This is a genomic window from Enterococcus sp. AZ196 (genome assembly GCF_050498845.1).
Taxonomy (GTDB): domain Bacteria; phylum Bacillota; class Bacilli; order Lactobacillales; family Enterococcaceae; genus Enterococcus_A; species Enterococcus_A murrayae.
On record NZ_JBIPAM010000003.1, the window covers coordinates 36,065 to 61,980 of the forward strand.

General features: G+C 38.8%; 29 protein-coding genes and 1 pseudogene. 25 read left to right on the forward strand and 5 right to left on the reverse strand.

Annotation, left to right across the window (positions count from 1 at the left end):
* Positions 1-340: 340 nt before the first annotated feature.
* The 4 genes from IGI67_RS25515 to IGI67_RS25530 all read right to left on the reverse strand — a co-directional run bounded on the left by IGI67_RS25515 (position 341) and on the right by IGI67_RS25530 (position 4,046).
* Positions 341-844, reverse strand: a complete 504-nt coding sequence (locus IGI67_RS25515; protein ID WP_429959883.1) for a hypothetical protein — start codon at positions 842-844, stop codon at positions 341-343.
* The gene (locus IGI67_RS25520) at positions 828-2,204 is read right to left on the reverse strand and encodes a Y-family DNA polymerase (protein ID WP_429959884.1); all 1,377 of its coding nucleotides are present in this window, start codon (positions 2,202-2,204) and stop codon (positions 828-830) included. The genes IGI67_RS25515 and IGI67_RS25520 overlap by 17 nt, the downstream gene beginning before the upstream one ends.
* Positions 2,205-2,765: 561 nt before the next feature.
* Positions 2,766-3,164 carry a replication-associated protein gene (locus tag IGI67_RS25525; protein WP_429959885.1) on the reverse strand — a complete coding sequence of 133 codons (399 nt, stop codon included), beginning with the start codon at positions 3,162-3,164 and terminating at the stop codon, positions 2,766-2,768.
* 3 nt (positions 3,165-3,167) lie between these two features.
* Positions 3,168-4,046: a ParA family protein gene (locus tag IGI67_RS25530; protein ID WP_429959886.1), complete on the reverse strand. Its 879-nt coding sequence runs from the start codon at positions 4,044-4,046 to the stop codon at positions 3,168-3,170.
* Between the two features lie 559 nt (positions 4,047-4,605).
* Here IGI67_RS25530 and IGI67_RS25535 point away from each other — a divergent pair.
* From IGI67_RS25535 to IGI67_RS25615, 17 genes are all read left to right on the forward strand, one after another.
* Positions 4,606-6,096 (forward strand): primase C-terminal domain-containing protein, encoded by a 1,491-nt coding sequence (locus tag IGI67_RS25535; RefSeq protein WP_429959887.1) that lies wholly within the window; start codon positions 4,606-4,608, stop codon positions 6,094-6,096.
* Between the two features lie 1,167 nt (positions 6,097-7,263).
* Complete coding sequence (gene traE, locus IGI67_RS25540; RefSeq protein WP_429959888.1) at positions 7,264-7,596, forward strand: type IV conjugative transfer system protein TraE; 333 nt, start codon at positions 7,264-7,266, stop codon at positions 7,594-7,596.
* 586 nt (positions 7,597-8,182) lie between these two features.
* The gene (locus tag IGI67_RS25545; protein ID WP_429959889.1) at positions 8,183-8,467 is read left to right on the forward strand and encodes a hypothetical protein; all 285 of its coding nucleotides are present in this window, start codon (positions 8,183-8,185) and stop codon (positions 8,465-8,467) included.
* Positions 8,468-8,805: 338 nt separating this feature from the next.
* Positions 8,806-9,036, forward strand: coding sequence for a hypothetical protein (locus IGI67_RS25550; protein ID WP_429959890.1), 231 nt, complete (start codon positions 8,806-8,808; stop codon positions 9,034-9,036).
* Positions 9,037-9,064: 28 nt separating this feature from the next.
* Positions 9,065-9,688 carry a hypothetical protein gene (locus tag IGI67_RS25555; protein ID WP_429959891.1) on the forward strand — a complete coding sequence of 208 codons (624 nt, stop codon included), beginning with the start codon at positions 9,065-9,067 and terminating at the stop codon, positions 9,686-9,688.
* Between the two features lie 14 nt (positions 9,689-9,702).
* Entirely contained in the window at positions 9,703-10,065 is a 363-nt protein-coding gene (locus tag IGI67_RS25560) for a hypothetical protein (RefSeq protein WP_429959892.1), read from the forward strand.
* Positions 10,046-10,555 (forward strand): winged helix-turn-helix domain-containing protein, encoded by a 510-nt coding sequence (locus IGI67_RS25565; RefSeq protein ID WP_429959893.1) that lies wholly within the window; start codon positions 10,046-10,048, stop codon positions 10,553-10,555. The genes IGI67_RS25560 and IGI67_RS25565 overlap by 20 nt, the downstream gene beginning before the upstream one ends.
* Before the next feature lie 501 nt (positions 10,556-11,056).
* On the forward strand, positions 11,057-11,830 hold the full coding sequence (locus tag IGI67_RS25570; protein ID WP_429959894.1) for a hypothetical protein: 774 nt from the start codon (positions 11,057-11,059) through the stop codon (positions 11,828-11,830).
* A 16-nt stretch (positions 11,831-11,846) separates the two neighbouring features.
* A complete protein-coding gene (locus IGI67_RS25575) occupies positions 11,847-13,439 on the forward strand; it encodes a C39 family peptidase (RefSeq protein WP_429959895.1) in 1,593 nt (530 codons plus the stop codon).
* A 149-nt stretch (positions 13,440-13,588) separates the two neighbouring features.
* A complete protein-coding gene (locus IGI67_RS25580; protein ID WP_429959896.1) occupies positions 13,589-16,864 on the forward strand; it encodes a VaFE repeat-containing surface-anchored protein in 3,276 nt (1,091 codons plus the stop codon).
* Between the two features lie 149 nt (positions 16,865-17,013).
* Positions 17,014-17,403, forward strand: a complete 390-nt coding sequence (locus IGI67_RS25585; protein ID WP_429959897.1) for a hypothetical protein — start codon at positions 17,014-17,016, stop codon at positions 17,401-17,403.
* Positions 17,404-17,535: 132 nt separating this feature from the next.
* The gene (locus IGI67_RS25590) at positions 17,536-18,489 is read left to right on the forward strand and encodes a class A sortase (protein WP_429959898.1); all 954 of its coding nucleotides are present in this window, start codon (positions 17,536-17,538) and stop codon (positions 18,487-18,489) included.
* 19 nt (positions 18,490-18,508) lie between these two features.
* A complete protein-coding gene (locus tag IGI67_RS25595) occupies positions 18,509-18,748 on the forward strand; it encodes a helix-turn-helix domain-containing protein (protein WP_429959911.1) in 240 nt (79 codons plus the stop codon).
* Positions 18,732-18,932, forward strand: coding sequence for a hypothetical protein (locus IGI67_RS25600; RefSeq protein WP_429959899.1), 201 nt, complete (start codon positions 18,732-18,734; stop codon positions 18,930-18,932). The genes IGI67_RS25595 and IGI67_RS25600 overlap by 17 nt, the downstream gene beginning before the upstream one ends.
* A gap of 11 nt (positions 18,933-18,943) precedes the next feature.
* Positions 18,944-19,303: an ArsC/Spx/MgsR family protein gene (locus tag IGI67_RS25605; RefSeq protein WP_429959900.1), complete on the forward strand. Its 360-nt coding sequence runs from the start codon at positions 18,944-18,946 to the stop codon at positions 19,301-19,303.
* A gap of 15 nt (positions 19,304-19,318) precedes the next feature.
* Positions 19,319-19,423: a DUF3789 domain-containing protein gene (locus tag IGI67_RS25610; RefSeq protein ID WP_429959901.1), complete on the forward strand. Its 105-nt coding sequence runs from the start codon at positions 19,319-19,321 to the stop codon at positions 19,421-19,423.
* Between the two features lie 30 nt (positions 19,424-19,453).
* Positions 19,454-20,806, forward strand: coding sequence for a glucosaminidase domain-containing protein (locus tag IGI67_RS25615; protein WP_429959902.1), 1,353 nt, complete (start codon positions 19,454-19,456; stop codon positions 20,804-20,806).
* 128 nt (positions 20,807-20,934) lie between these two features.
* On the opposite strand, the gene IGI67_RS25620 is transcribed toward IGI67_RS25615, so the two are convergent.
* Complete coding sequence (locus IGI67_RS25620) at positions 20,935-21,030, reverse strand: type I toxin-antitoxin system Fst family toxin (RefSeq protein ID WP_429959903.1); 96 nt, start codon at positions 21,028-21,030, stop codon at positions 20,935-20,937.
* Positions 21,031-21,230: 200 nt separating this feature from the next.
* Here IGI67_RS25620 and IGI67_RS25625 point away from each other — a divergent pair, with 200 nt between their 5' ends.
* The 8 genes and pseudogenes from IGI67_RS25625 to IGI67_RS25660 all read left to right on the forward strand — a co-directional run.
* On the forward strand, positions 21,231-21,518 hold the full coding sequence (locus IGI67_RS25625) for a hypothetical protein (protein ID WP_429959904.1): 288 nt from the start codon (positions 21,231-21,233) through the stop codon (positions 21,516-21,518).
* A gap of 41 nt (positions 21,519-21,559) precedes the next feature.
* Positions 21,560-21,979, forward strand: a complete 420-nt coding sequence (locus IGI67_RS25630; RefSeq protein WP_429959905.1) for a hypothetical protein — start codon at positions 21,560-21,562, stop codon at positions 21,977-21,979.
* A 20-nt stretch (positions 21,980-21,999) separates the two neighbouring features.
* A complete protein-coding gene (locus tag IGI67_RS25635; protein WP_429959906.1) occupies positions 22,000-22,434 on the forward strand; it encodes a hypothetical protein in 435 nt (144 codons plus the stop codon).
* A gap of 28 nt (positions 22,435-22,462) precedes the next feature.
* Positions 22,463-22,678, forward strand: coding sequence for a hypothetical protein (locus IGI67_RS25640; RefSeq protein WP_429959907.1), 216 nt, complete (start codon positions 22,463-22,465; stop codon positions 22,676-22,678).
* A gap of 21 nt (positions 22,679-22,699) precedes the next feature.
* Positions 22,700-22,978 carry a hypothetical protein gene (locus tag IGI67_RS25645; RefSeq protein WP_429959908.1) on the forward strand — a complete coding sequence of 93 codons (279 nt, stop codon included), beginning with the start codon at positions 22,700-22,702 and terminating at the stop codon, positions 22,976-22,978.
* A 3-nt stretch (positions 22,979-22,981) separates the two neighbouring features.
* Positions 22,982-24,064 (forward strand): hypothetical protein, encoded by a 1,083-nt coding sequence (locus IGI67_RS25650; RefSeq protein ID WP_429959909.1) that lies wholly within the window; start codon positions 22,982-22,984, stop codon positions 24,062-24,064.
* Between the two features lie 11 nt (positions 24,065-24,075).
* A complete protein-coding gene (locus IGI67_RS25655) occupies positions 24,076-25,656 on the forward strand; it encodes a hypothetical protein (protein ID WP_429959910.1) in 1,581 nt (526 codons plus the stop codon).
* A 27-nt stretch (positions 25,657-25,683) separates the two neighbouring features.
* Positions 25,684-25,916: pseudogene (locus IGI67_RS25660) on the forward strand (hypothetical protein); the annotation flags it as partial.

The following is a 25,916-nucleotide window of genomic DNA, read 5'->3' on the forward strand; positions in this document are numbered from 1 at the left end:
CGTAGATGATTGAAGAACAATTAGCAGTGATAGAACAGAAACCAATATGTTCTAGGGCGTGACTCCCTATCTTCATTCTCAAATTTTTTAAATGACTGTACGCAAAAAAAATATAGAAGCAGCAATCACCGGTTTCAACGTGATTACTGCTTTTTATTGTTCCTGGTATGGAATGACAAAGTAATCATACTCTATGCGCCCTGCCGATCGTTCAAGATAAAAACAGAAGCGCTCAATCCCTTCAGCTGCAATTGTTCGCTGCCCACATCCAAGTATTTGTTCCAGGAAATAATCACGATCAATGTAGCGCAATTCGTATAATTTGATTAAAGTCATTTCATCAATCAGTCTCACCTTCTTCGGAATAAAACGGCTGATAGAACTCGTCTTTTTCGAATTCAATTTCAGCAGCTGCTTGCTGAGGATCTTCAGGTTGTTTTGCTTCAGCAAACATATCTGTTTCGAACCACTTATTTGTTTCTTTGATTTCTACATGGCGGACGTCTTCCCAATAGATTACTTGATCGTTGAAAACAAAGTAATCTTGGTAGGCTTCGCCTTTGAAATATCCTGATAGATCGTCAAGCAGTCGACCAAATTCATCTAGCAAATTGAGTTGTACAATTACTTCCTTTTTCCTAAGGAACGAGTCTGACAAAACAGCATCGATGCTCTCTCTAGTCATTTGTGGGCGTGCTGCATTACTTTTTAAGGCATATTCTTCGTTGGTACGTACACCTTTCATAAGATCATCGAGTGCAAAAGCTGTTCCCCATTTCAGACCGAATGGTCGATCGTGAAACTCATTGTAGTTTTTGAATTCTTTTTTAGTTCGGTGTACCATTCGAATCACTCTCAATTCCAGACATGCCGCCCGCATGCCCTCCGACCAAGGACGACCGCTCGATAGCCCTTGATCCAGGCATATAGCTATGCGCATGTACGATCGATTTAAACCCATATTTTTTTCTTATGGTGTCAACAATGAAATCAATTTTAAAATCGTTAATTTGCTCCTCCGGTTCCTGAAATAGATTCAGCTGCAAGGTATTTGTATACGTAAGCTTCGAACAGTTTATGCCGATATTTCGGACGTCTTGCCTTTTATAATGCCTGGAGAAAATGATCAATAATGCTTCGGCTATTTCCTTGCTTGAATTGGTCAGAGGAAGTCTAATTTGTTGGTGAAATCCCCTCTTATCAGGATTTTCGTAGTCTATGTACCCCATTGAATAGCCAACCCAAAGTGATACGCATTCAGTTTTTGCGCCTGATCGACGCAGCCGAGTTCCTACCTGGTCGGCCATTTCTTTGATAACGACTTCGATCTCGTCGCGACGTGTGTAGTCACGATTCAGTACTTGACTATTCCCGATGGATTTAGACTTTGGTGTGTACTTTTGACCGATAAAGCTACGATCGATGCCCCAGGATTTTGCGTATAATTCTGTACCAATGATTCCTAGTCGAGTCTTTAATCGCCAATAATCAGCATGAGCTAGATCATAGACAGTATGTATTCCCAATCGATTTAATCGTATAGCGGTTCGCTTAGCTATTCCGCATAGTTCAGTTAGATCGGTAATATTCCATAACTTATCCTGAACATCTTCATAACGAATTTCTGCACGCATATTTCGATTAGACTTGCTGTATAGATCAAGTGCTGCTTTCGCAAGCCAGCAGTTGTCCCCTATTCCGACTGTTGTGTAGATTCCTGTTGTTCTACAGACATCAATCTGGATCAGACGTGCGAGTTCATCAGCTGTTTTGCAGCCGTATAGTTTAAGCGAATCTGTCACGTCTAAAAATGTTTCATCGACAGAAAAAACGGAGTGATTATTCTCATCAGCATACTTCCGATAAATGTTGTTAATCTCCATATTCTTTTTCATATAGTATGACATTCTAGGCGCAGCAATTACTAAATCTTCAGGATACGGAAATGGTAAGTCCCTGGCGCGTGATACATTCGAAATACCATAAGCTTTTTTTGCAGCCGGTGAAGACGCCAAGATCAAACCACTGCCCCGTTCCTCTGGATTGTCTGAAGGATAGCTCATAACCACCAACTTGGTGGTAAGTGGATTTAGCCCACGTTCTACGCATTCTACGGAGCTGTAAAAGCTTTTGCAATCGATGCACAAAATATCACGACTAGGCTCTCTATTGTAATCAAATTTTGGATTATCATTCCAATCCATAAACTCACCCCCGATTTAGTTCTATAACGAACGTATGTTCGTTATAAGTTTAAATTGAGAGTCGTTTTTTGTCAACGGAAATCTATTAAATTTAATGGAGAGATCAGAATATCCGATTGTAGCCTAAACAGTATTTTTACTATTTGGGTGTGAATTTATAAAATGCTTGTATATCAGCATTTATATAGTTTTCATGAAAATTCCTATTGGGAATTTCTGTACAGTTGGTTCGTGAACCCCCTATTTAAGAGCAACGCTTGTGAAAATGCGTAAATGTGTAATTATGTAAATTTACACATTTACAAAAAAACATTCATCAAAATTGATGACGTAGATAGTTCTATCTACAGCTTTAAAGCTGAGACCTAAGACTTCAAAGTGTAAAAATACAAATGTGTAAAATTGAAAAAGTACACTTGTGTACTTTTATGGAATTCTATTAGCACAAAATGGGATCAGCGTGATATCGGGTAGATCACTTTATAAATTCAGGTGTAAATGCGTAAAAATACAAATGTGTAAATTTACACATTTGATTATAAAAGCAAAGGAATCAGGGAATTAACCCTGATTCCTTTGCTTTTTCTGAATCTTCTTTTGAATCTTTTTTACTTCTTTTCTTTTTAGATCATATAGAACGGACTGATATTTCTGTTCGTCCTCTTTTGAGAGCTGCTTTCTCGCTGAGTAAACTAATTCTGCTAAAAGTTCATAGGCATATTGATAATCGGATATTTGAACCAAGGCATCCAATTCTAGTTTTTGTTCAAGTGGTGGCCGAATTGTACCTCGTTCAAGTGTTAGTAGATTGAAGTCTAGTTCTTCAGTTAATGGTTTAGCTGGTGTGTTTTCAGTTTCAGTAATTCCGGTGTAGGGATTCTTGGGTTTAACATCTGGGATATAGGTATTAGTCTTTTTCTTTTTGTTAATAAGACCAATTCTTTTACTATTAGATTCCATTTATTATTCCTCCACTATTATTATTCGGTTAATTAATTCTTCAGCGATTGGGTTGATTGATTCGTTAAACATTTTGCTGTTCCAATATCCTCGTAAGGTAACACCGTTACGAGGAATATTTTGGATAGCTTTAGTGAAAGGAACAATGTTCTCAAAAACATTTTCAGATCCAAATAATTCATGAGCATCATTTAAGGTTGCTGATTCAATACTTCCTTTTGTCATTTGATTTGGTAAAATCCCGATAATTTCAAACTCTGTGTTGAAATTATCACTCAATGGAATAAGTGTTTGTTCAAGAAAATTTCGAGCACCATCTAAGCTATCACTTTGTGTTTGAAATGCGATTAGAATATAGTCACTGCTATAAGACACGGCTTCAGTTATATCAGATGATGTTGGTGGTGTATCAAAAAAAACGAAATCGTAGTCACCTTTAATATCATCAATTAGTTGTTTAAAGTAAGCATACTGTTGCTCTTTCACTTGGAAATAATCAGGATCACTTTCGTCGACTAACCCAAATTTTTTACTTAGAAATGTAGGAAAACTCTTTAGATCATAAGCAGATGGAATAAAATCAACATTAGGCATAACGTTTAGAATTAGGTCTGAGAGATCACCTCTTGCTATCCCATTCATTAAGGTATTCTCAAATACAGTGACTTCATCTTCATGGTAAATGTTTCTAGTAACATAGAGAGATTTTGTCGTATTTGCCTGGGGATCCATATCTACGATAAGGGATTTGAACCCAAAAAGATTTGCTAAAGCCGCAGGTAATAAACGTGTCAATGATGTTTTACCAACACCGCCCTTTTCGTTACCAATGTTTATTACTCTTGGCCGTTTACTCAGCCTTGAAATTTCTTGCTTTTCCATGTTAAACCTCCTAAAAAAATGTGTATATTTACATAAGTACAAATGTGTAAATGTGCAAATAGAGTATAAAACGAAAAACCCGGCCTGTCAAGACTAATTTACAAAAGTGTAAATGTGTAAAAGTACAAATGTCAGGCAAAGATAGACAAACCGTGTGGTAAAAGCAATTTATAATGTGTAAATGTGTAAAAAATCAAGATTTGCATTTATTTAATGAAAAAACTTTAGTAGTTCATTTACAAATATGTAAATGTGCAAATGCGCAAATGTGTAAATATACCGTTTCTTATGATTTTTTAGCGGTTTACAAGAATGAATTAGTATTGTATTTTAAAAAAGAAAACAAAAAAAGAGCCAGTCTATCAATTCAACTCTGACCTTGAATTGCGACAGCTCATGCCTTTGGAAACACTTATCTGTTGAGTAGACTATATCAAATTTTCGCCAAAAATTCAATATTTTTAGGCTTATTTGGTTATGAAAAAAACTCAATTATTACTGCAAAGGCATGGCTTTTTAGTCATGCTTTTTTCTATGAGAAAGAAAGTAGGTGATTGTAATGAGTAAAGCAAGCTCTAGCGTTCTTATGATTTTAAAAAATGGACTTAGAAATTATAAATATAAAAATAGCAAAATTAAACCAATCGATAGCAACGAAGGCAACAAAGGGGCTATCTTCGGATTTCGTACAAAAGAGCTAATGAAATATGCAAGAGGGATCGTGATTACTTCATCTGAAGCAGTTGCTGATAACATCGATGGACTGACACATTGGACTCCTAACGTTTATCGTTATGGTACCTATTCAGATGACGCACGTCTGACCGTAAAAGGGCATAGTGAAAACAATTTACGTCAGATCAACACTTTTGTTGTTGACATCGATCTTCCAGGTAAAAAGTTTAATCATGGGGAAATTGTGCTTTCGGCGTATGATCGTATGGGCTTTATGCCAACAATGATTTTAGATACCCCGAAAGGATACCAGGCATACTTTGTTTTAAAGGATGCTGCATTCGTTACAAGCAAATCGAACTTTAAAGTGATCAATGTGGCAAAAAAGATTTCCGAAAATATTCGTAAAGAGTTGGCTAAAGATTTAGCTGGTGTAGATATCGGCTGCAATCACTTCGGGATAGCAAGAATCCCAAGAACTGACAACATTTTGTTCTTGGAAGAATCATATACCTATACGTTCCAGGAGTGGTTAAATTGGTCAATAACGATTTCTGAAGATAAAAAAGCTGATATCGTTCAAATGCCAAGAAAAGAAACTAAAAAAGGGCGTCAAATTGACGAAAACTGGGTAAATCTTTTGCTGAATTCCAATAGCTTAAGAGGCTCTAAGGGAGTTTACGGCCGAAACAATGTCTTCTTCACGCTCGCTTTAGCCTACTATTCGTCAGAATCTCCTTTGGAAACTTGCCAATATAACTTGATGGAAATGAATGAAAGACTAGAAAGTCCAATCAGTGAGAACGAATTGGATCGGATCATAACCAGCGCGTATTCAGGAGAGTATCTAGCAGCTGCTAAAGACAAAGTTCGAACTCTTTGCCATACCTGGGTCGATGCAAGCTTGACTGATGATCAGCTATTTTCCCAACCAAAAGGTTGGTATAAATTTAAAAAAGCTCGCAAGGAACGCGTGAGATCCCATTCGAAAGAATGGCAGCAAGATATCCTTGCTTATTTGGCGACCCAAAGCTACACGTATAAACCTTTTGTTTACTCAACTAAGAAAGAAATTAGAGAAGAAATCGGAGTACCGGAGAGATCTTTCGATGCTGCTCTTAAAAAGCTGAAGGAAACGAACCAGGTATTTTATCGAGTTACGACCGGACGTGGTGGCGGAATTATGATTGCTTCAGTTAAAGCGTTGATGCGGACAGTCATTTTAACGAAGAAAGAAGTCCGCGAGGCCTATTTTAACGCGATTAGAGAGACTTTCCTAGTTCCAGGCACTATAGTTAGAGAAGTATTCTATCAGCTATTACCGATCGAAAAAAGCATGGAGCAATTGGAACTACTCCAACCGGGAGCCGGCTAAAAATTAAACCCGCAAACTGCCTTATACATTATATCTATGATACGTCTTCTTCTTGCTTTGTCGTATTGAGTAGCGCTTTAGCGCATGTTGCCTTAGCAACTTTGGGCTCCTGTTTACAATCGGTGTTTGCTGTTTCTAGCTGGGCCTTTGCCCAAGATTATTTGTTGTTTGTTGTGTTTCATGAACTAGATCACTGAGGAGAATTATCCGTGCAGAGGTGAGAGAGTTCCCAAAAAGAAAAAAATTATGGGTGCACTTTCGGGTAAGATTCTTGGGGATAAGAAGATAGAATTGATTGAATATTGAGAAAAATAAAATAACACCGTTCGCGAACTTCCGGTTTTCAAAAATAACAAAAAATTCACTAAAAACCTTTATTTAATGGGGTTTTTAGTGAATTTAAACGTTGACAGATGTTTTTTACAGATGTTAATATAACTTAGTATTCAAGATTTGAAGATTTGTTTAGTGATAGTCGTTATTAATAAATCGATGTTTTTGGAAAGTATCGGGGATCGTGATTATTTTTTTGGAGAGTCAAAAAATAGGTTTCCTAAAAAAATATAATGTGTTACTCTATTTGCGAAGACCAATCAAATTATCGTAATTAATTATGATTTTTTGCTGAACGAATTAATAAAACTGGATATATATGTATTTTGCGTCAGCATGAAGCTGGCAAAAACAAAGACAGAAGCCGAGCTTTACTGCTCTCCCCAACAAAGGAATCCTACCTCCATTGCTGGATCATTGAGTAGCAAAGTTCCATCCTGAAAGAACAGTCAGATGGGTCAAGGCTCCTGCCAAAATGTGCAGACATTACTATCTGCAACGAGACTATCTTACCATATTTGTGCGCCTTTCTTAAACACTTATTTTATGGGGAAGTGGCGACAAATTTAACGATCAGATTTCATATTTCGGATTTACGGAATAAATGAGTCTAATCGGGGGTTTCTTTGTGGATCGTCTGGGCAGAAGTAGGGAGGAGACTATACCTAATGGGTGTGGTCTCCTCTTTTTTGTTGTCAGTTTCCTGCTGGCGCAAAGCATATTGTCAGTATTGTTGTTGCTGCAACCAAGAAAAAATCTTAAATTCTTTCTTAACACAGGAATCCGCGAAGTCCTGGTTGCAGCAAGATCAAATAAAGAACGGGAGGGAATTGCGTGAGAAAAGTGATCAGCATTGAAGAGATTGGGTACTACGGAAAACGTGTGACGGTTTTTGAGAAACGGAAAAGAAGAGTGCCAGGGCACTATGCACCCAAAACAATGAGTCATTACCGAATCGATGGACTAAAAGCTGAGAAAATCGAAACGTATTTTGAGGGAGTTTGTAAACGAGAGCGGGTGATTGAAACCGTGATGCTCCATACGATCTACCCCCGAATCAAGAATGTATACGATTCTGATAAAAGACTAATTGCTCGAAGAGTTGATCCTAAACAACCGTTGAGGATCACTGGAAAGGGCATGAGTAAATATTTGCGATACGGTTAAAAAAATAATTCTCTTCTCTTTTTTCGCTTGCTTGAAAAATTTGCAAAGCAAGCAACACAATTTGAAGAATCAGCGGAAACGAGCAGCAAGGCTTTAAGCCTTCAAAGACCTACTTAAATAATTTTAAGAATAGTTTTTGTGGGAAACTGGGAAGCTTTTGGTAGGTGGTATCAGAAAAGATGGGTCATCTAAGCAAACGGTACTCGAAGAATTTGTGAAACTGATGAAATGAACGTCTGCAATAAAAGCAGTCGGTAAACAATCAAAGGAATTGCTTGTCTAGCAATTCATAGCGTCTTGGACTAATCAGAGCAGCTAACTAAAGGGGTCTAAGACATTGACGCAAACTTGGAGAAAGACCAAGCGGGCTTTTCGTAATGGGAGAGCGCATGGAAAGCAGTCTGGAACAAATTCAGATTTCTTTGTATGTCGTGTGCTGCACTACATATAGGCACTTGTCACAAGGATTTAGTGGCATTTACCGTTGTCTATTAGGGTTTCGAGTTTCGGACGCCATAAACTCGTTGAGATTATTTTTTGTTTTCAAGTGTGCGAAAAAAGAGAAGGTACACAGGAGGGAATTGCTATGGTGTGGGTTTGGGTAGTGTTTGGTTTAGTCTTTTTACTTCTTCTGTTTCTGGTGATCTATTTACTGGAACACTGGCAAGTTCTTGACAGAAAACAACGAGTGCCATTAATAGTCAACATTCTTAATTTAATTTGCTTGGCAGTCATAGCTTGGTCTATGGTTGGAACGAATCAAAAATTGGAAATGATGAAGAAGCAACAACATGAACCGGAGGTCATTGAGATAGCACCGAATTTTGAAAGTGATGAGAATGAGACGGTGTATCCACTAGAGTCTCAATGATCTGACTGATTAAGAAATACTTCTTAAAAATAGCGATATAAAAATAAGCCATTGATTTTCCGATCAATGGCTGATGCTAAGAAAGATAAGCGAAGAGTAACTAGAAAGTTATCATGCCAATACTCGTAGCTATAATTTCATCATAGCATGATCGAACCAAACGGCTGAATTATATGCTTAAAAATAAAGAGAGACGCTGAAAGTAATCAGCGTCAAAGGGTGTTAAGTATTTGGTTATCATGGATTTGAATTGGTTTCACAGGGGTTACCTAACACCCTTAATCATCAGCATAGCATAAATAATTGGTGTTTTGTATGTGAATAGGAGTGAAATGTTTATGGAACAATCAACAAAGTCCTTTAAAGAAGTTCGTTTATTGAATAATCGATCCTCGGTGCAGGAACTTAGGAAGGATTGCAAAAGAATTGTTCAGTTATTTATCGTCAGTCTGTTTGTGTCTGCCCTTACGTATCGTTTAGGTGTCTGCTTTGGAGAATCACTTGTTTGTTTAGGAATTTCTTTTGCAGCGACCATAATTTCAAGACTATTCTTGAAAAGATTGAAATAGGCAGATTAAGCCAAGGAGAGTGATTCTGATGTTTCTGTTACGTTGGGAAGATGATGAAAGTTCAAGGAAAAACAGTATCGGAGTTCTATTTAGATCGGCAGTTCTTATTATTGCTATTGTAGGACTGCATTTTGCTACGCTATTTACTATATATTGGGCGCATTACATAAATTTGTTTTCAGGCAAATCAGCGATCAGAATTGAAAATCTCTTTTGTGATGAAGCCGTCTTTATTTACGAGGAGTCAGAAGCTGAAGGGATATCTTGTTTGTATTACGAAACCTATGCAACAGAGTCACCTAAAGAGTTATTTCCATCTTGGAAAGATGGAATAGGAGATAAAAAGATTGTTCGCTACAGTCAAGTATCTAAGAAAAATAGAAGAATATTGAAGTTCGAATCGACTCAGTATGATAGTGGTCTTGTCGGAACGGATGCGTTTTCTGCTTTTTCACTAGCAAAACGAACGAACAATTGTTCAACAAGCGATCTGATTTTTCTATACGTCAAATCGCTTGGGATAGTAATTGTAATAGTCGCTGTCGCAATCGCAGCAGTCATTGCAGCAAAAGTTATCCTTGGTTGGATATGGTTGGCAATACAAATATTCGTATTCATGGGAATAAGGCGGAAAAAAATAGATAAAGAATAAAGGAGTTGAAATCCATGCATAGAGTCATGACCGACAGCAAAAAGTATAAAGTATTGATCCGGCGCTTTACTCATGAAAAGCGCGGCAAGCAGTTTACGTATAAGGAATTTATTCATTGGTTAACAGATCGTCAATACTTGATCGTCTCACATTGTGGCAACGCAAGTATCGGGCAAGCGATTTTCACAACTATTACCAATCATGAATTTGAGCTAGTGACGACGTATCGTCACTCAGAAGACGGGCAGCTAGAAACAGTTTACCAAATTGAAAATGATGAGGTAAATGTTTCAAAAACAGACAATGAACCAGTTTCCATGGAAACTAGCACTAGACGATCACGAGGGGGAATGATCAGTGAACTATATCGTCAATAGGGAGCAGACACTCCTTTTACAAAGGGAAATAGCAGAACTGAAAAGCGAAAATGCGATTCTAAAAAAAGTCATTAGCGACTATCAAGATGGACTTATTAACGCAAATAAAGAAATTCAGAGAAGATTATATTTTGAGGAAAAGCAACAGATAGAGTCAGAGATTCAGCCCTACGAAAAGAAAAAAATAGGCATTCCATTACAGAAGTTAACCAATGCGGAGAGGCAGTTATTATTTATTCTCTTGGCTGAGAAGGACAAGTCAATCAGTCGTGAGAATCTAAGCAAAAAAATGTGGGGAAAGTCGGCTTCAAATAGTTGTATGGCTCGCTTATCCACGATCATAAAAAAATTACGACTCAAGCTACACATCGATCAAGGAAAACAAGAAGTCATCCGAACAAATTGGGGAGAAGGCTATCAATTGACAGAAGAATTTTTTGAATACTATGAAATCGATCACCAGCTCTTACAGGAATACGAAATTGCATAGGGAGTTGCGTAATAGATCAAGTAAAAAAAGCGCTGGTCAAGCGGAGCATAGCTCCAACTCCGCTCGCCCAGGCAAAAAGGATACAAGTTTTAAAAAACTTGTTTTCTAAATAAATTTTTTGGTTTTGCGCTACATTTTTACCATTTCACACGCTTTCTAGTTGCGAAAGCAGGTCGAAGCTTCGCGCAAGCGCGTTCACCCTGTTTCTCACAAGACGCTGGAAGAACTTGCAAGGGCAAGCGTTGTCGCAAGCGACCCTTGCAAAACCTTCTAGTGAATGGTAAAAGCTTCGCAACAAAACGCAAAAAATTCAGCCTTTCGACTACGCCATTTCGTAGCACAAAACAAAAAAATAGGTTCAAAACCGTCTAGGAAATAATCTAACCGTTTAAGAAACTAGAACCATTTTAATGTGAAAGTATGGTATTTTAGAAATAAGCCTGAATTATGTGTTCTGTTTAGATATAAACTAAAAAAAAAGGGTAAAAGGAGAAAAAGATGATGAAAAAGAATAAGTTAGGGAAAATAGTTATCAGTTTAGGTATTTTAATGGGTGTTGGAGGAGCAGCATTTGCAGGATCAACCGAAACAGAAGCTTCCACATTATATCGTGCTTATAATCCAAATACTGGTGAACATCTATACACTCAAAATGCAAATGAGATTCCATCTGTAGTGAGAGCTGGTTGGAGAAGTGAAGGGACAGCCTGGGAAGCACCAAGCAAAGGAGCCCCTGTCTATCGTGTCTTTAATCCAAATAACGGGGGAGATCATCACTACACTTTAAATATGAATGAAGTAAATAATTTAAAGTCTAATGGATGGCGATACGAAGGAGTTTCGTGGCAATCGGGCGGTTCCACACCAGTTTATCGTTTGTACAATCCAAATGCAAAATCAGGAACGCACCACTTTACTGTCAATGTCAATGAACGTAATAGTCTAAAAAGAGCTGGATGGAGAGATGAAGGCGTAGCATTTTATTCAGGCAAAGACGTCGCTGCTAAACCAACGACGCCAACGGCGCCTACTCAACCAACGACTCCGAAACCGATTGATAAAATTGGTAATAGCGGTATTTTAGAGAAAAATTTGTCAGTAGCGGGGCAAAAAGGCGACGCTATGAGAAATGATCAAAATTCAAAATACTATAGTGGATGGTTTGTAGTTAACGAAGGTTCGACAGATAAAGTATGGGCATTCAAATCTAGAGAAGTTAGAATGAGCAATGGTGAAACTTGGTATACGATTGATTTTTATGTTGATTATGTATAGATAGGAGATTAGAAAAATGGAGAAAAAGCGATTTAAAATGTACAAATCAGGCAAATCATGGGTTATAGCACCAATAGTCTTTTTTGGGTTACTTGGTTTAAGCTTTGTTAACGATACCCAAGAAGTTCACGCTGATGAGGTCTTACAAACTGAAACAGTAGTGGCAGTAGAGACAGAAAATGAACAAATTGTGCCGAATAATACTGTGGAAACCCCAAATGATTCTGAATTGATAAATCAAGCCGATGATGTTGAATCCGAAGTATCTACGAGCAAAGAAAACACATCTGATGAAGGTAATCAACTTCCTGCTGATAAACAGTCAGAAACTGAGGATGCAATGAGTTCCGAAAAAGAGGCTGAAAAGAACGTAGAGACTACAGAAGAATCTATAAATGATTTTGAAAATGCAGAAAAAGAGGATGAACCAGTAATTGACAATTCGACTAATGAAGTAGTCGATGAAACTCCTAGTGTTGACGTTTCCGAAAAGACAGAAACCGAAGAGACAGAAACCGAACAGACGAAAAAGGAATCAATTATAAAGGAAAATAAAACAAGTTCCACTACAAAAGCAAGCGCAAAAGTTGAAATGAAAGCACCGACGAAAAAATCGACTGTTAAGAAGGTTTCAATACCAATTTATAGAGTTTATAATCCGAACTCTGGAGAGCATCTCCACACGATGAATGGTAATGAAAGGAATCATTTAGTTCGTCTTGGGTGGAGAGATGAAGGAATAAGCATGTATGTAGATGGCACAGGAAACCAACTGTTCCGATTATATAACCCCAATTCCGGGGAACATTTCTTTACACTCAATGCGAAAGAGCGAGATAATTTAAAACGACATGGATGGCGTTATGAAGGCGTAGCATGGAAGACCCCTGTTAAAGGTGTTCCGATGTATAGAGTATATAATCCTAATACTCGTGGCGCAGGAGCACATCATTATACAATGGATGTAAATGAGCGCAATTCTTTAGTAAGAAAGGGTTGGAGGAACGAAGGCATCTCTTGGTACACGCTTGGAGGAAGTAAGCCGGTAGCGTCATATGTATTGTTGAATGCACCGTTTATAGACCAACAAGCGGCAGGTTTTCCTATGGGATGTGAAGCAGCGTCACTGCTTCAGGCTCTTCACTTGAAAGGTTATGCTAAGAACTACAATTTGAATAGCTTCATCAAACAACAACCGAAATCTCCGAATAATAATCCAAACAATGGATTTTCTGGAGATCCTGGGAATATTGTTTCTGGAGTGTATCATTCCATTTTTTCAAAACCTTTGGCAAATTGGGGTAGTAAATACGGGAAGGTTTCCGATATCTCGGGATACTCTGTAGAAGATTTGAAAAATGAGTTACGTAAAGGAAATCCTGTTGTGGTGTATGTCACGTTAAACTTCGAAGCTCCAAGATATGGAAATTATTGGTGGGGTAAAGGAATCAATAATGCTCATATAATGACATTAGATGGATTTAACGAAGCGAATCAAACTTATCATGTCTCAGATCCAAATGGGAAAAAAGGTGGTAAGTATTGGGTGCCAGCGAGTAAATTTGAGTCAAGCTATAATACGAGACGATCAGCAGTGGTAGTACGATAGATTGTTTAATAACTAGATAGAGATATTCAAAGACGTATAAAGAGAAATCTTTATGCGTCTTTTTATATATATACCATTAAAATTTAGGAGGAAAACGTATGAAAAATGGTAGAAGTATTAAGCGAAAGGTGACTAGCTGGATTATGTTGTTGTCTGTTTTATTAAGCACAATGGCAAGCCCAACAATCACTTTAGCGGAAGAGATCGGAGATCAACTAAAAATAGAAGAGGTTGATAAATCAGAAGAAAGGGAGGAAAAGACTGCCACGAGTGCGGAATCAAAAACCGATCAATTTACTGAGAATTCGGATGAGAAAAGATTAGTAGAGGAAGAACTAGATCAATCGGCAAAAGCCAATGATAGTCCAGAGTTACCAACAGTATCAGAAGAAGTACTGAAGCAGCAAGATGATAATACTACAACTGACAAAAGTTCAGATGAAGAAAATGAAACTGTAGATATGGAAAAAATTGATCAATTGGCTAAACGTCCATTGACCGAAAAATACGATACCACCGGATTATCAAATGCCGAAATAGAAAAGCTAGGATTAGCAATTTTTGGTGAAGTACAGCCAGATGGTGCAAAAACGACGATGGAGAACGATCTAGGGGAAAAAGTGAATATTCCTTTTAAAATCAACAAGTTTCAGACTTTTGCAACGGGTACTTCAAGTTCATTTAATATGAGTTATACATTAACTGGGTTTGGCGTAACTAACTCATATCCAATAATGGCACATCATTATATGGATGGTAAATACTCTTATTGTATGGACCCAACATATATTTTCTATCCAGGAAGCCAATACACAGGCAACGCTATGGATATTTCCAATCAAACTTATAAGAATTTAAATGATGTTCTTAACTTTGGAGCAAAAGATGGTTCGGATGAAGTAGCGGCAGGGTACACTCAGTTGCTGGTTTGGGCAAGAATTGGTTGGGATGTCACGGCCGTTGGTGGAGTTGGTAGCCTATCAGGTTTTAAAGCATATCAAGCAAATATAGAGAAAAAAATGCAACAATGGTATGCAAAACCTTCATTTGAAAACCAAACTGTTAATTTACGTGTTGGAGAATCTGTTACGTTGACTGATACAAATAATGGAATCAACGAAATGGAACTAACAGGTAATACAACAGGGACACAAGTCACAAAATCTGGAAATAAAATCACAATTAAAGCAACGGCGAACACAAATAAGAATGGAAATGTAATTTTCAAAAAAGATACACCATTAAGTGATACACCTTTGATCTGGGTTTCTCCAGGAAGCCAATCAAATGTCACTGGTGGGAGATTAGATCCATCGTCGATTTTAACCACGGTAAAAGTCAATATCATTAAGCAAGGCGATTTCGTCCTAAAAAAGGTTGACGATACTGGTAAAGCCGTGGCCGGTGCGGAATTTGATTTTATTGCTAACGGAAAAACAGTATCAAAAACAACTGACAGCAACGGTGGTTTAAGCGTTACTGGTTTAGACGTTGGAACAAAAGTGGAATTCAAAGAAACAAAAGCTCCTGCAGGCTACACTATTGATCCAGCAACTTCTAAAGGTTCAGTAACGATCAAAGAAGGTAAAAACGAAATTAAAGTTGTAAATCCTCGACTTGGTAATGTAACGTTCTTTAAGAAGAATGACAAAGGTCTAAATCTGGAAGGAACAACATTTAAACTATCTTATCTTGATAAAGTGAAAACTTTGAAGTCAGATAAAGAAGGACGTTTTGAAGTTAAAGGATTACTACCTGGTACTAAAGTTGAGTGGGAAGAAATTTCAACGATTGCAGGTCACTATATCCCTGAAAATGCAAAAGGGTCAATGATTGTGAGATCGGGTGAAAACACGATCAACATTGAGAACCCAACGCTTAACTTTGGTATGGATTCGCTAGCAAGTAACACTGACGGGGCCCAATTTGTGAACCCATCAAAAGGGCAAAAATTAGTTGAGCAAGTGATGATCGAAGCACACCAAGCGCCAGCAAACGCAAAATTACGTTTGACTACAGACTTTGTTGAGTTTGGAACTGGAAAATTATTAGGCAAAGAATCATTGAAACAAGTTACCGAATTTGAAGGAAAGCAAGCTAAATTTGTTAAATCAGTAAACTTAGACTTTGATGCAACAGGAATGCACGGTAAAAAAGGTGTATTCACCAACGTATTAGAATACTACAACCCATCAACTGAAGCTTGGGAAGAAGTCGCACGTCATGACGATTTAAATAATGAAGCTGAAGCTATTCAAATTGTGAAACCAGAAATTCACACTGAAATGTTTTTCTATGATCAAAACAGCAAAGAAACAAAACTTTCTGATCCGTTAGCAAAAGTAAAAGGCTACGATCGCGTATTCTACAAAAACTTAATTGCTGGTCAAACGTACGTCTTTGATTTGTCTCTAATGAGTCGTGAAACAGGAAAAGAATTCAAAGACCCTAACGGTAAAGTTGTCAAAGGCACGCTAACGATTGTTGCAGGCAAAGACGGCAAAGTAACATCTAAGATCAATGCCAAAGAATACTACGACAACTTAGCGAAAGAAGCTGCCGACAAAGAAGACAAGAAAGACACAGACGCAACGAAAGACTCTAAAGAGACTGACGGAACGAAAGAATCGTCAGAATCAAAAGAAGCGGACGTTGAGAAGAAAGATGCTGAAGACGCTGACGGCGAAAAAGAAGAATCAGAAGAACCAACCGAATATACACCATTGGTTGATGTTGAGTTAGTCACTGGTACTGTAGACATTCCGTTTGAAATGAATGCTACCGCAGCAAAAGGTAAAGAAGTGGTTGTATTTGAACAAGTATCTCACAATGATACGCCAGTTGCGGATCACAAAGATATCAAAGACAAAAAACAAACAGGAAAAATTCACAATCCGAAAATCTCTACAAAAGCATTAGTTAACGGTGAAAAAGAAATCACCGAAGACGGTAAGATCATCTTTGAAGATATTGTCGAATATTCAGATCTAACACCTGGTGTTGAATATGAAATGGATATGACAGTTATGGTTAAAGACGAAAATGCGCCGTTAGAGCTGCAAGACAAAGTAGTGAAAGGAAAAGCAACATTCACTCCTGACAAGGAAAGTGGCGAAGTGACTGTTAAAGTTGAATTTAACGGGAAAGATCTATTCACTAAACATGGTGATTCAGTCGATCTTGTTGCATTCGAAAAATTATTGTCGAACGGTGAAGAAATTGCTAAACACGAAGACATTAAAGATGCAGGACAAACCGTTAAGATTAACAAACCAGTAACACCAGTTTCAGCTAAAACAGGTCGCTCGCTACCACAAACAAGCGGAACACTAGGAAATCCAGTTGTATGGATTGCTATTGTTGCACTTGCTGCAGCGGCTATTTTTGTTTTCATGAACAAAAAACGTCACGATCAACAAGGCTAAATTGACCACTCTCTTTCAGAGGTAGGATCAATCTAGTCTATTTTTATGCCGTCCTTCAATGAGGGGCGGCATTTATTGTATTTGATAGAAATACTAGATTCGGACCAAGTGAGTTAACAAAACCAATAAGTAGCTACAGGAGGGAACAATTGAAAAAGAAACTAATAGTCGCAATTGTCACAGTGATAGGATTATTCAGTCTTTCGGGATGTTTCTCAGATGCTGACTTAGCATCGAGTAATCTAAGTGAAGACGCCGATAATTTTAAAGTATTAAGAAAAGTGACCTTTATTAATACGGTGACTGACGAGGTTTTGTATACTGTTGAAGGCAATTTTTCAATTACGGCTGACACAGCAGACAACCAACTGGAAATAACTGCAAAGACTGGTAAAGACGAATTTCAAAAACATTTTCTAGGATTGTCAGAAACGACCGTTTATATCGTAGAACAGCTAGAATGGGTCGAGACAAACCAGTATAATTTCAAAATTACTGTTAAACCAAGCGCTTTGATCCCAGATGTGGATATTAAATAAAACGACTATCTGATCAATCATGGGAATAAATCATATACATCAATAGCTAGATAGAAGTATAAGTAAAAAATTTAACTAAGTGTCTCAGGCGCTTAGTGTCTATCATGTGTCTGATGTTGCCAGGGGGACATTGTGAAAAAAGCATGGAAATCTTTACCTATTTTGTGGCTTGTTTTGGGATTTGTTTTAGCGTGTGGTAGTGGTTACGGCTATCACTTGATGAAAAATGCAGGTAGCAATGCCGAACAGATGACACACCAAATTGAACCAAAAAAAACAAGCCAAAAACGAATCAAGCAAAAAACAAATGAAGCTACCTATGACGAGAATCAGATCAAGCCAGTGACGCCGGATGCTTTTGCACAGGCGCAACTACGTTACGAGAAGATCGTCAACCAGTGGGGGATTGGATCACTCTATATTCCAAGCGCAAACGTTCGAACTAAAATTCTTGCGGGTATGGATAACCAAAGCCTAATGGTTGGTGTCGGAACCTATTCTCCAACCCAACAGTTTGGAAAAGGCAATTATGTAGTTCTGGCTCATAACTTAGTACAGGGTGGCGGTTCATTAGGTAATCTACCAAAAACGGAACTGAACCAGGTGTTCTATGCAACAGATTTTGCGTATGTGTATGAGTATGTCGCAAGAAAGAACGCCGTGGTCAATCAATCTGAAGGGGAATTATTAGAAGAACCTGAAAAAAGCGACGAAGCACTGATGACATTGATTCGTTGTGAAGGCGGGCTAAACACGGATCAACGTGCAATCGTACAAGGAACGTTTGTTAAAAGGTATCCCGCAGATCAAGCCAGTGCAGAGGTTAAACTCGGATTAGGGTTGATTGAAGAAAAAATGACAGAAGTAGGGCCATCCGATCCAACTGTTGACTCGTCCAGTGACGTCTTTTCTCAAAAGAGAAAGCAGAGCCACAAGAAAACGGCAGAACAGCCGATCTATTCACCCTTACAACGAGTGTGCATTTCCGCTTTTGCATGGTTGAATCAGTCACCGGTACTTATTGCGATCGGGTATCTAGTCATTCTATCGTTACTGATTAAAGGTTCAACCCTTATCACGTTATAGAGGGAGGGAACAGGTGACAATGATATGGGAAAAAATCGAAGCAGTTATGCAAGAAAAAAATGTGACACCTTATGGATTGGCACAGCTGATGGGTATTCAGATAACTAGAGTTTACCGCTTAAAATATGGCGATACAAAACAGCCGCGCTTAAGATTTATTTGTCAAATTGCACGTGCGTTAGACGTGGAAACGGAAAGGTTTAGAATTGAAGAGCCAATCAACCAGGAGAAGGACGAAGGCTATGTGGGAAAAAATTGAAGCCATCTTAAAAGAAAAACAAATGACAGAAGCCGAACTGCTCGAACAACTGTCCAATGCTGGAAAATTATTTTTAAAACGTACGAAATCGGGCAACTCCCCGAATCCTCCGTATGTGAGGGTATGTGAAATCACAAAGATATTAGGGGTTAAGACAGACGACATCATTCCAGATGATTATTGAGGAGCGAAAGAATGGGCTTAAAAATTTACACGGAAAGCAATTCATCCACTCGAAGAGCTGTTAGATGGTTGAATGAGAATGGCGTTGATTTTCAAGAAATTAGAATGAAGAATGACTCACTCAGTAAGCAAGAATTGAAAACTTTGCTATCATTCACAGACAATGGACTGAATGATCTCTTAAAACGAACCACAAAAATAAATTTTGACGATATGACGCTGAATCAAGCGCTAGACTTCTTGGTTCATGACACTAGTCCATTAAGAACGCCAATTTTGTTCGATGGAGAAAAATTACGAATAGGCTTCCATGAGGAAGAAATTCGTTGCTTTATTCCTCATCCAACGAGGAAGTTAGCCCGGATTATTTAACGCGGGAGGGTTAGTATGTTTTGGATCACTTTAGCGTTTATTTTAGGATTATTTATCGGAACAACAATTGGGGTCAGTATTATGGCCGTTTTAACAGCAGGAAAAAGGGTGGAGAGATAATTCACCAAATCAATTAGGAGGAACAATCGAATGAAGAAATTTTCAAGAATCGTGTCTGTACTGTTCTTATCAGTGCAGGCTTTTTTGTCATTTTCAACACCAGTGAATGTCCTAGCAAATGAAATTGCACAACAGGAAGGTACGGAACAAGTTCAGGAAGAAGAGACGACAGAGACACCGGAATCTAGCTCATCATCAAGTAGCGAGTCGTCCACAACGCCATCGAGTGAAAGCAGCACAACGAAACCATCAGAATCTACACAACCGAGCCAATCAGAGCCACCAAAAAAAGAAGAACCAAAGAAAGACGCACCAAAACAACAAGAGCAAGCACAAGAAGCACCAGCTGTACCACAAGTAGAGCAGCAAACACAAGCGCCACAAGAAGCGCCAACACCGCAAACACAGATTGATCAAGGCGCCACGGCTGACTTGTCACGCTCAGTGCCTTCGGGAACCGTTACGCAAGACGGAGCGATTCGCTTTGAACAAGACGAGTCAGTGGAAAGTTTCATTCGAAAAATCGGTGAGCCCGCACGTGAAGTCGGACAAGAGCATGATCTTTACGCTTCAGTTATGATTGCACAAGCAATCCTAGAATCCGCTTCAGGATCTAGCAGCTTAGCTCAGGCACCAAATTACAATTTATTTGGGATTAAAGGTACGCACAACGGTAAATCAGTATCGATGGCCACCGAGGAAGATTTAGGAAATGGAACGATGTATGCGACGCAATCAGGCTTTCGAGTATATGAAAACTATGAAGATTGTTTCGAAGATTATGCCAAACTATTAAAAGAGGGGCTATCAGGCGATAGCGACTTCTACGCAGGTGTTTGGAAGTCTAATGCAAAAACGTACCAGGAAGCAACCAAGTTCCTTACAGGGCGATATGCGACAGATACAAGCTACAATCAAAAATTAAACGGCTTGATTGAAACGTATGATCTGACTGACTATGACAAAGAAATTCAAGGACCGAAAATCAGTTCAGATGGATATAAAGTACCAATCAGCAATTACACAATCAGCAGCCCTTACGGCAACCGTGGCGGCGAGTTTCACCGTGGGTTAGACATGGCAGCAGCACAAGGCGAGCCGATTCATGCGACAAAATCAGGAACAGTCATCAGAGCGGAGTATCACGACTCATGGGGCAATTACGTTGTGATTCAACACGAAGACGGCACGACCGCATTGTACGCGCACCAACAGCAGTATGCTGTTAAAGCTGGCGATAAAGTGTTACAGAGCCAATTAATCGGGTACGTTGGGAGTACTGGAAATAGTACCGGCAGCCACCTCCATTTCGAGCTTTGCAAGGACAGCAGCTTGTCTCAAGGCATGCTGATCGATCCTCAAAGTGTTCTCTTCGGTAATTAGGAAAGTTGAAAATATAAGGAAAACATGCTATTCTGTAAGAGCAGATGTGAACAAAGAGCACACTGAACCCCTAGAGACCTCGGAATCTCTAGGGGTTCTATTTTGGCTAATGTCGCCGTGAGTTTGCTTTACTTCTTGTTTTTCGTATTTAGCCAATACTCAAATAAGGCTAGTATTAGCCCAACAAGAAGGGGGCAGATAAAGGAACTGAACAAAGAACACACCTCCTTTAGTCGCTAAGACTTTCGGATAGGCGACAATTCATTTTAACAGAATAACAAAAACAAAGACACTTGATGAAAAATTAAGTGTCTTTTTTTGTTGTTCGGAGAGAGTCCCCGTTTGCTAAGACAAACTCTCGTCATTGCTAAGGCATGACTCACACGCTAAGGTGGCTAAATTACTTTTGAAAGGGGAATGGAAAATGCGAGAACTAAGTCCATGCGACAGCAAAACAAGTGAAGGAAAAGCATTACTTAGTGATCCTCTGTCACAGCAGGAACAACTATGGTACGCAATGCTATGTAGTGATAGAAAAAATCCTCGATCTGTCTATTGTGGCGACCACAGACAGCCAAACGTCGATCTTATGGGGAAGCCAGGACAAGGTAAAACGATCTGTCCAATTGAAGACGAAACACATAGATTTTATAATCCTGAAACAGAAAAAATTGCAGATAAATTAAGGGATATTGGTCGAACAAGAAAGTAATTTGTGTACAAAGAACAATCAGTGAGGGGGAATACAGAACTATGCAGCTGATAGATATAGTTCTAATTATTTCAATAATTTTTGGTGGTTGTAGTTTAGTTATCTACATCTACAAAAGAGAGAATTGGTCGGAGAAACCCTTTAAAATGGAGGATTTCTATTTGTCAGGTACCGTTTTACGAGACACAATTCTACTTGAATGTCGAGAAGACAAAGCACTACGAAACAAACATATTTTGACTCTTAGAGTTCTAATAAAGCAGTGTAACGATTCCGATAAGAGAGAAGAATTCAAAGATTTTCAACGTCAAATATTTTTAAATGATCCGCCGGATTCGGTATCAGTTTCTAAAGATGAATTAAGAAGTGCGCTAGCCTATGAAAAACTAAATCGTAGTTTATTGGAAACGGAAGTTGAGAGGCTACACAAAGAATTGAGACAATCACGACAACACTCATAAATGAAAGCGTGGTGTTTTTATTGGCGGCATACTTAATTGGTGCGCTTGTTATTATTTTGTTGATAGACTATTTTGACTCGCAAGAAAAAAAGGATAATCGAGTGGAAGGATACAGAGTTGAAGATTTCTATTTGACGAATATCTTCACACGAGAAGCAGTACTACTTGAATGCAAAGAAAGTAATCGAGCAAAGGAACGACATTTAGCAACGATAGCAAGGTTAAAAAGCAAAGAACGAAAGCTATCAGAGAATTGGTCACTTTACAATGATCTCACTCATGAAATACTTTCTGGTAACAGCAATACAATCTATGAAATAGCAGTGGATCACGTTATGGAACAAGTAAGAGATTCTGAACGAAAGATCAAGAGATTAACTGAAGAGAATAAGATTTTAGAAGCGCAATTAGAAGATTTGCAAAATGTTCTAAGAGAGATTGAGAAGAGAAGATAAAAGTGAACTCAAAAGGAGGAAATTTCTATTGACTGTATCTCAAAAATTACAAAGAATTTGGAAATTGGAACATGGACCGAAAGAGTCCGACGAGCCAATGGATAAGGAAAAACTAGAAGAAATCTGTCGAAAAGAAGGCGTGAAGTTAGCGACTTATCTTCAATATGTTGATCGGATCAATGATGAAGAATACACACAAGAATGTTTAGACCTGAACTTTCAACCACGTTCAGCTAAAAAATAAAGCACCAGGAAAGGAGCACCTATGATTGTTATTAGCGGAATCGTCTTATTGCTTATCGGTGGAGTTGGGGGCTATCAAGTTGCCAACATGCCAAAGATACGAGAAATGCAACAAAACAAAGCGATTCAGAACCATTTCAAACTTGATGCGAACCAATATACCTACTTTGTCGAGAACCCAGGAGAAGGCTCATTTATTTTATCTCATGGTGATAAGGAATACCGCATTAAATTTTCTGACAATAAACCTTTACGAGTGGTTTATGTAGAAGAAGTTTTCTTAACCGACGACGTGGAGTAAGTCATGTATATCGAATTTTCGTATGTTGACGGTTTAGAATTACCCAAAAATAAAAAACTCAAACTCGTAGAGGGTATCCTTCTGTTAGAGCGACAAAACAAAGAGTGTACAATGAGTGGCGAAATGGGTTCAGTAAACTATGAACTGTATTTTTCAGAAGAAGATGAAATAGACGTTTTTGGAGGCATGCTTGACTTTCCAATGGATACGTTCAATTTTCCCCTGTTGGTAGAACAAGAATTGACCGCTGACGGGGCGAAGCTGACACCTGAGATCGAAGAATTTCTGACGAGTCTCTATAAAGCGGTACAGCAAAAACGTCCGCGCAAGAAACGGAAAGTGACAGACAGTAGTCCGATTGCGGAATCACAGGCAGTGAGTGATCCAATCAAGGAACAGAAAAAAGAGTCTACCGTGTCTAAAACAGCTGACGAGGTATATGTACCAAAGAAACCACGAAAAAAAATTAGAATCAGTAAAAAAACAGGGATCGTAGTGTCGGTCTTTTTTTTGTGTCTTCTTTTAGGTGTCTTAGGGGTTAAATTCGTTCCGAAACTGTTTGCAGATCAAACGCCTAGTTACGAGGAGCTGATTAAAGAAGCAAAGTACCTTGAAGCAGGGAAGACATTTCCAAGTCAACAAGAAGAAATTGAGCAGACCCTTTATGAGCAGGCACTTGAAAATCAAACAACGCAGTCAAAGAAGGAGTTAGAACTCTTTCAAAGCAAATATCCGACGACATTTGGCGAATTTGACCTTTCGATTCTGAATAAGAATTACGAAGAAGCGTTACAGCTTTACAAAAAAAGCGAGAAGTCATTCAAAAACGACAGTGATCGTATGACGCTGGTTGGGTACTGCTACTTAAAGAAAGATAAGCCAAAAGAAGCCAAAGAAATTTCCAGAGCCACGAAAAGTGTTGAGCTGGAAAAGTATGTCTATCAGTACGAACAGTATATTGCACAGATCAATGAGTATGAGAAGCAACTAACCGAGTTGAAGAAAGACCCAGTGAAGAATCGAGACAAGATCGAAAAGACACTGAATGATTTATTCGATACAAAAGAAGAACTAGTTAATTTATAGGGGGAAAGATGATGGAGTTCGACAAGAAAAAAATCGTCGTTGGCTTATTTAGTGTGGTGGTTCTTGGCAGTGTGGCTACTTACGCCGCATTTTCAAGCAATGAGTCTGAACCACAGACAAACACACAAAGCAGTTCTCAGAAGTCAGTCATTGAAAAAGCGAAAGGCGGCAAGTCCAAAGATAGTTTAGAAAAAAATAAAAAGAGTCAAAAGAAATCTGACCCACTGACGCGCATTGCTGAAGATGATACGGAGTTTCCGTCAGTGATAGGACCCACTCAGAACAGAAACAAAAAATCAGTTGATCGCAGTCCAATTACTCAAACAATGGCAGGCATCGATCGGCAGGCTCGAAAAGCAAGTACACAAACCGCTCAGCCAGCCATCATGACGCACACGCCAACAGTCAAAGACACGGGCAATCAAACAACTAAGACCGGCAGTACAAATAAATCTTCTGATACAAAAGGACAGACGCAAGGTCCAGATGCACCAAGCGTTGTTACGCCGACACAACCAACGACACCAACGAATCCAGTCACACCGGTGACGCCTGTTAATCCAACACCGTCAGTTAGCTACGCTGTTCTTGCTTCTATTCTTCAAGAAGCCAGTCAGTTGACACGAAGTAGTTACACACCTAATAGTTTGGCGGCGCTTGATGGAGTCACTAAAGAAGGCTATCAGATGCTGTCTGCACAATCGGCTAGTCAAAAGCAAATAGACTTACAAGTACAGCGTGTTCGCCAAGCAATGAGCAGTTTAAGAGAAAAAGCAGATAAATCCGTGCTAAACGAGAAGATCACTACTGCTGAAGCATTGAATTTGTCGGAATATACACCAGAAACAGCCGACGTGCTAACTGAAGCACTCGAGTCCGCGAGAGCCATTCAAAAAGACGAGAATACGACACAAATTGCCGTCGATCAGGAAAATATTTCCTTACAAGCAGCGATCGATCAGCTCGTCAAACGAGCAGATAAAACCGCTCTTGACGAACAAATCGACAAAGCAGAACGTCTGAATCGAGAGATTTACGTTTCGGATTCATTGGTTGCTTTAGACGTTGCTCTTGAAAAAGCAAAGGCCGTGACCAGTGATTTAAACGCGAGTCAAACAATCGTTGACCAAACCGAAACTGCTTTAGAACAAGCCATTGCTGGCTTACAAGAAAAAGAAGAACCGGAGAAGACACTTGTGTTGATCCAACAATTGATTTCAGAATGCGAAGCATTGACTGAATTAAATTACACGCCACAAAGCTACCAGGTTCTTTCTGCTGAATTAGCGACGGCTAAAGCCTTTGTCGGACAACAAAATGTCACTGTATCAGCGGCTACGGCTCAACTTGCAGCGTTGGAGAATGCCAAAGATCAGTTAGTGAAACGAGCAAATACAGCGAAGCTTCAAGCTGTAATGACTGAAGCGCAGGCGTTATCTGAAGCAGATTATACGACTTCATCTTGGGCGACACTTCAAACCGCACTCAACGGTGCGAATACGCTAAAAAATGATGCCAATGCAACACAGCTACAAATCGATCAGAAAGAATCTGAAATCAGGAATGCTATTTCAGCCCTGGTCAAGAAATAAAATCAGATGATTGAATAGGAGTCAGCTATGAAAAAGAAACTAGCTATCGGTTGTTTGCCGATCATTCTTTTAGGTTCCTTCATTTTTCTATTCATGGCTATGTTACTTGGTAATGATACCGAGGAAGAGATCAATTGTGACGCCTTACCGACAGCACAAGCAAACACACCAGTAGACATTGATAACAAGAGTAGTGAAGAAAATGCTCGTGCAGTCTATGATTTTTTTAGATCTGAGCTAAACGCTACCCCACAAGGTGC